Origin of the sequence: Mesorhizobium sp. M0045 (genome assembly GCF_040323385.1) — a bacterium.
Lineage (GTDB): Bacteria > Pseudomonadota > Alphaproteobacteria > Rhizobiales > Rhizobiaceae > Mesorhizobium.
The window spans coordinates 1-5,673 of record NZ_JAMYUY010000052.1; the positions used below are offsets into that span (position 1 = coordinate 1).

At 60.9% G+C, this 5,673-nt stretch carries 5 protein-coding genes, 1 tRNA gene and 1 pseudogene; 6 read left to right on the top strand and 1 reads right to left on the bottom strand.

Translation table 11 applies throughout. From position 1 onward, the window contains the following. From NKJ72_RS30615 to NKJ72_RS30645, 6 genes are all read left to right on the top strand, one after another. Window positions 1–84: EF-Tu C-terminal domain-related protein (locus NKJ72_RS30615; protein ID WP_455749504.1), on the top strand; the 84-nt coding region annotated here is incomplete at its 5' end. Window positions 85–242: 158 nt separating this feature from the next. Next, complete coding sequence (locus tag NKJ72_RS30620) at window positions 243–1,928, top strand: COG3904 family protein (protein WP_352480755.1); 1,686 nt, start codon at window positions 243–245, stop codon at window positions 1,926–1,928. A gap of 460 nt (window positions 1,929–2,388) precedes the next feature. Then, a complete protein-coding gene (locus NKJ72_RS30630; RefSeq protein ID WP_352480758.1) occupies window positions 2,389–4,068 on the top strand; it encodes a COG3904 family protein in 1,680 nt (559 codons plus the stop codon). A 104-nt stretch (window positions 4,069–4,172) separates the two neighbouring features. Further along, window positions 4,173–4,655: a group II truncated hemoglobin gene (locus NKJ72_RS30635; protein WP_352480756.1), complete on the top strand. Its 483-nt coding sequence runs from the start codon at window positions 4,173–4,175 to the stop codon at window positions 4,653–4,655. 129 nt (window positions 4,656–4,784) lie between these two features. Next, window positions 4,785–5,300 (top strand): hypothetical protein, encoded by a 516-nt coding sequence (locus NKJ72_RS30640; RefSeq protein ID WP_352480757.1) that lies wholly within the window; start codon window positions 4,785–4,787, stop codon window positions 5,298–5,300. Window positions 5,301–5,377: 77 nt separating this feature from the next. Then, a tRNA-Trp gene (locus NKJ72_RS30645) sits at window positions 5,378–5,453 on the top strand. Window positions 5,454–5,498: 45 nt separating this feature from the next. Here NKJ72_RS30645 and NKJ72_RS30650 read toward each other — a convergent pair. Next, a pseudogene (locus NKJ72_RS30650) lies at window positions 5,499–5,673 on the bottom strand (transposase); the annotation flags it as partial.

Below are 5,673 nucleotides of genomic sequence, written 5' to 3' on the forward strand. Positions count from 1 at the left end.
GCCATGGAAGAGAAGCTGCGCTTCGCCATCCGTGAAGGCGGCCGCACCGTCGGTGCCGGCATCGTCGTCACCATCAAAGAGTAATCGCCGGCGCTGCCGGTTGAGATCGGATGCGAAAGGGCGGTCTTCGGGCCGCCCTTTTGATTCTGATATTCCGGCAATGGATTAACCGCATTGCTTCAAATCCTGTTGCAAGCGCCTCTGCCATAACTAGTATAGGTTGCATCGAGGGGGCTGCCAGAATGGTTCCATGGCGCCGTTTGCATAGTCAGGCATGGTGGTCGCTAGGGCTGATCTGCCTGGTGTCGTTGCTTGCCATGGGCCACGCTGCCTTTGCGGCGGATGCAAAGAAATCCACGCCGGAAAAATCCACGCCGGATCTCGGCCCGACGATGCGGTTCGTCGTCGTCCGCAGCAGCGCGCCGGGCTGCGAGCCCAACTGCCCGGAATGGATATCGGCGGAAGGCACCATAGAAGCCGGCACGCCCGCCCTGCTCAAACGCACGCTGAAGGCGCTTGGCGGCCGAAAGCTGCCGATCGTCGTCGATTCCCCTGGCGGCAATGTCGAAGCGGCGCTGACACTTGGTCGCCTGATCCGCAAGAACAAGCTCGATATCGCCGTCGGCAAAACCCGCTTCGCCGGCTGCCTGCCAGATATGAAGAACTGCAAGGAAAACGACGGCAAGGGCGCCCGTTATTTCGGCGATGCCTATGGCAACGGCGCCATCTGCAATTCCGCCTGCCCGTTGATGTTTTCCGGTGGCATCCGGCGCGTGGTCGGGGAGTGGGCCTTTCTCGGCGTCCATCAGATCACCACGACCTATATCCGGACGAAACTGCTGTACCGCACCACCTACCGCATGGTGAAAGGCAAGAAGAAGATACTCAGTACCAGGGTCGTCAGCCGGAAGAACGCGGGCAGCTACAAGACCTACGAAATGAACAAACCGCTGGAGCGGAAGCTGGAGGCCTATCTGAAGGAGATGGGCGTCGGCCTGGGCGTGCTCGAGACCATGAAAAGCACGCCGGCTAGCAGCATTCAGCAACTGGTCCCCTATGACATGCTGCAAATGAATCTCGTAACCAGTCTGGATGCCGTCGACCTGCTGACCGCGCCAACTCTATGCAAATCCGATCCGTTACCGGCGAGTTGCAGGGAAGTGCCGGTGCCGGCGAATATCGCGAAGCCGGCCGGGGAAGTTGTGGCGAACGCCGAACCTGTACCTTCAGGGCTCGAAACTCCGCCGGCGCAGGAGGTCGCTGACATGCGCTTCGTCCTGGTCCGCGGCACCAACCCGCTCTGCAATCCCAACTGCCCGGAATGGATCTCGGCCGAAGGCGCAATTACCGCTGACACGCCCGAAAAATTGCGCCAACTGCTTGACAGCGTCGGCGATCGGCGCCTGCCCATCGTCATCAACTCGCCGGGTGGTGACGTGCTCGGTGCTTTGGCGGCCGGAAGGCTGATCCGCGAACGCAAGCTCGACGTTGCCGTGGCGCGGACGGATTTCATTGGCTGCGAGCCGCGGCAGGCCGACTGCACGGCCGAAGACGGCATCTACAGCGGGCTCACGGTCGATGCCGGCGGCGGTTGCGGCTCGGCCTGTCCGATCATGCTCGCCGGCGGTGTCAAACGCCTGGTCGGCCCGCGTGCACAGTTGAGCGTGCATTCGGTAGGGCAGGAGCAAAAGGTCAAGGCCTATCTTGAGGACATGGCCATCGGCCCCGGTCTGTTTACGGCAATTCAGCTATATTCGGTCGAACGGCAGCTCGATCTCGACAGGATGCTGAAATACGGGCTGACAACAGGGCATCAATCGGCAGACGAATTGACAGGCCCCGGCATCTGCAGATCGGAGCCACGGCCGGAGAACTGCCGCGAGATCTCGGGCGCCAAGGCTCAGGCCAGCACGCCGGTCAAATCGTAACGCGGGCATGATAGCCGCGAGCTGATCGTGCCGATCGCCATGGAAGAGAAGCTGCGCTTCGCTATCCGTGCAGGCAGCCGGACCGTCGGTGCCAGGATCCATCAAAGAGTAATCGGCGCCGGCATTGCCGGTCGAGATCGGACGCGAAAGGGCGGTCTTCGGGTCGCCCTTTTTCGTCTGCTGACTCCGGCCAGAACAATCTTGCGCGGGTGTTTCAAAGCTATTGCAAGCACCATCGCCGCAACTATTATCGGTTGCATCAAGGGGGCTTTTGCCGAGCGTGGTTCCAGAACGCCGTTCAAACAGTAGGGCAAGGTGGTGGCGCGGGTTGGTTCGCCTGGCGCCGACGGTCGCATTTGCGATGGTTGCCTTTGCGGCGAAGGCCGAGGATGTCTTCCCGAAATGGTCCGATCCGACGACTTGGACCGATCCGAAGATATTCTCCGATGATCTCTCGCCCATGCGATTCGCAGTCGTGCGGAGCAATGCGATCGGCTGCGAGCCTAACTGTCCGGAATGGATTTCGGCAGAAGGCGCCATAGAAGCGGGCACGCCAGCGCAGCTCAAGCGCGTATTGAAGACGCTCGGCCGCCGCAAACTGCCGATTATCGTCAATTCCCCGGGCGGCAATGTCGATGCGGCGCTCCAGCTTGGTCGAATAATCCGCAAAAACAAGCTCGATATCGCCGTCGGTACGACCAAGTTTTCCGATTGTTGGCCTGGGATGAAGGATTGCCGAGCCAATGACGGCAAGGGCGCCGCATATTTCGGCATTGCGTCTGACGGGGGCGCCATGTGCAACTCCGCGTGTCCGCTGATGTTTGCCGGAGGCGTCGGACGCGTGGTCGGCGGTTGGGCCTATCTAGGCGTCCATCAGATCACTACGACTCATTTCCGCACAACACGGCAATATCGAACCACCTATCGAGTTGTGCGGGGCAAAAAATACAAGATCACCACAGAAACCGTCACTCAAGACAATGTCGGCTACAAGACCTATGAGATGAGCAAGGCGATTGAGAGGAGGCTTTCGGCCTATCTCAGGGAGATGGGTGTCGAACGGGGCGTGCTCGACAGAATGAAGGCCACGCCCGCCAGCGACATCCGGCAGATCGCCCTCGATGACATGCTGACGATGAAGCTGGTCACCAGCAGGGACTCTCTCGACATGCTTACGCAGGCGGGCATTTGCCGGCGGAGTCCTGCGCCGACGAACTGCAGAGAGATCCCTGCGAATGCCAAACTGGCCAAGGTGGCAGCGATCGAGGCGAAGGCCGGATCTTCTCAGCCGGCTCAAGTCCCCCTTTTTCAGCCGGTCAGGGAGGCACCTGCTCAGCCGGTCCAGGTAGCGCCAGGAAAGGAGGCGCCGGACAAGGGCTTCATACTCGTTCGCGGCAGTGATCCGATGTGCGAGCCCCACTGCCCGGAATGGATGTGGGCTCTGCCGCTCGGGGCAGCGCGGGCTGGGGCACCCGAGATGCGCTTCGTGATGGTTCGTGGCAGCAATTCGTCCTGCAATCCCGACTGCCCGGAATGGATATCAGCCCAAGGCGTAATCACGAGCCGGACCCCGCAGAAGCTGGGCCAGTTCCTCGCAACGCTTGGCAGCCGGCGGCTGCCTATAGTGGTGAGCTCGCGAGGTGGCGACTTGTTCAGCGCTCTGGCGGTGGGGCGACTTATCCGTGAAAAGAAGCTCGACGTCGCCGTTGCCCGCACCGATTTCGTTGGCTGCGACCCGGGAGAGTGGAATTGCTTGGCCAAAGATGGCGCCTATGCCGGAGTGGCCAGCGATGCGAAAGGCGACTGCGATTCGGCCTGCGCGCTGATGCTGGCTGGGGGCGTCAGGCGGCTTGTCGGTTCACGGGCGCTACTCAGCCTTTACCTGATGGGACAAGACCAACTGATTAAGGCTTACCTTGACGAGATGGCAATCAACCCTGATCTGTTCATGGCGCTTCAGCGCATTCCTGTCGAACGTCAGCTCGAACCTGACGTGATGCTGAGGGTCGGACTGACGACTGGGCCGCAATCAGTGGACGAGCTGATGGGTGCCACCCTCTGCAGATCGGTGCCGAAGCCTGACAATTGCCGCGTGGTGCTCTCGCCCAATGCACAGGCCGAGGCGCCCGCCAAATTGTAGAGGCGCGTTGGCTTCGGAAACTGGCCATCGAGGCAGGTTGAGCGGCGCTCGATGTTTCCGCTATCGTCCAGCGCGGTTGAAGACCAACATGGGAGGGACCGCGAATGAGCCATGATGTCCCGACATTGTTCGAATGGGCCGGCGGCTCCGAAGCGCTGAACCGCCTGACCCAGACCTTCTACGACAAAGTCGCTCGGGACCCCATCGTCGGGCCGGTGTTCAAGCACATGTCGCCGGACCATCCCGCTCACGTCGCGGCTTTCATCGGCGAAGTCTTTGGCGGACCGAAAACCTACAGCGAAAAACACGGCGGCCATCGCGAGATGGTGATGCATCATCTCGGCAAGCATCTGACCGAGGAGCAGCGCCGGCGCTGGATCAATCTTCTCGCCGACGCCGCCGACGAGATCGGGTTGCCTGACGATCCCGAATTCCGCTCCGCCTTCATGGGCTATGTCGAATGGGGATCGCGGCTGGCCAAGATGAACTCCAACAAGGGCCCGACCTGCGATCCCGAGAGCGAACCAATGCCGACCTGGGGTTGGGGGGTGCCGGGCGGCCCCTACAAGCCGCCTTCGGGAGACTGACCGGGCACGAATCGGTCGAAAACCCCGCCGGCCAGGAAAACGGGTGGCTATGGAGGTTTCGGTCCTCCAGGCTAACGGTTTGAAGTCGCCGTCGACTGGCGGGGCCACACTGAGAACCGGAGGCTTGCGATGAGATCGGAAGGCAAGAAAAGTTCAGACAGCGCCTTTGACAGCGGTCGCGGAACTCGAAATCCATTTGGCGTCATGGACGTCCCCACTCCCGACGACGAGGAGGTGTCGGCGTTCGCCGCCGGCGTGAAACTGGAGGGAACTGCAAGTGATGAAAACGCCGGAACGTGGGGCACCGAAAGCGACCGCAACAGCAACGACACCATCGACGGCAGCTGGTCCAGCCGATGGAACGGCGGTGCCGATCCCACAATTCCGGGCGATGCCGAGGATAAGTGGAAGTCCGGCCGGGGCGAGGTGAAAACGGCGGGAGAGAGAGTTTACCTATTGTTCGATTGGCATCATGGCGTGCGCAAAGGGCTGATCGATGCGCGGCGCGAGGGTGCGAAAGGGCTGGTTGGAAAATATGTCAATCTGACCGACCCGAAAATCGTGCGTCCCTGGGTCGGCTTGATCGTCAGCAACCAGAGAATCGACGGGAAATGGCCGGGAGGACGCCTGGACTTCCGCAGATGAAGGCTGGGCAGCGCACGTCGCTCTTTACAGAGCGCGCGGAAGCTTTTAGGAAGCGCCTGCTGCGCCGACATGCGCATACGGGCATAGCTCAGTTGGTAGAGCGGCGGTCTCCAAAACCGCAGGTCGTAGGTTCGAGCCCTGCTGCCCGTGCCATCCTTTGAATGGGTACGACCCGGAGACATGGGTAACAGAATGTACCTAAGACATGGGTGACAACCTTGTGCCGAACGGGTTGTCGATGGTCTGCAAGGTTCTCTGTTCCAGGTCGATATATCCCAGATCATAGTGCATGAAGCTTACGAGCCAAATGCCGTCGTCGACCTCCTTTATTCCGAGCCTCTGACCGGCGAGCACGGTCGAGACGTTGATCTTC

Excerpts from the sequence above, each read along its gene's own strand:
- NKJ72_RS30635 (WP_352480756.1), top strand. The coding sequence starts at position 4,173 with ATGAGCCATGATGTCCCGACATTGTTCGAATGGGCCGGCGGCTCCGAA.
- NKJ72_RS30630 (WP_352480758.1), top strand. The coding sequence starts at position 2,389 with ATGCGATTCGCAGTCGTGCGGAGCAATGCGATCGGCTGCGAGCCTAAC.
- NKJ72_RS30640 (WP_352480757.1), top strand. The coding sequence starts at position 4,785 with ATGAGATCGGAAGGCAAGAAAAGTTCAGACAGCGCCTTTGACAGCGGT.
- NKJ72_RS30620 (WP_352480755.1), top strand. The coding sequence starts at position 243 with ATGGTTCCATGGCGCCGTTTGCATAGTCAGGCATGGTGGTCGCTAGGG.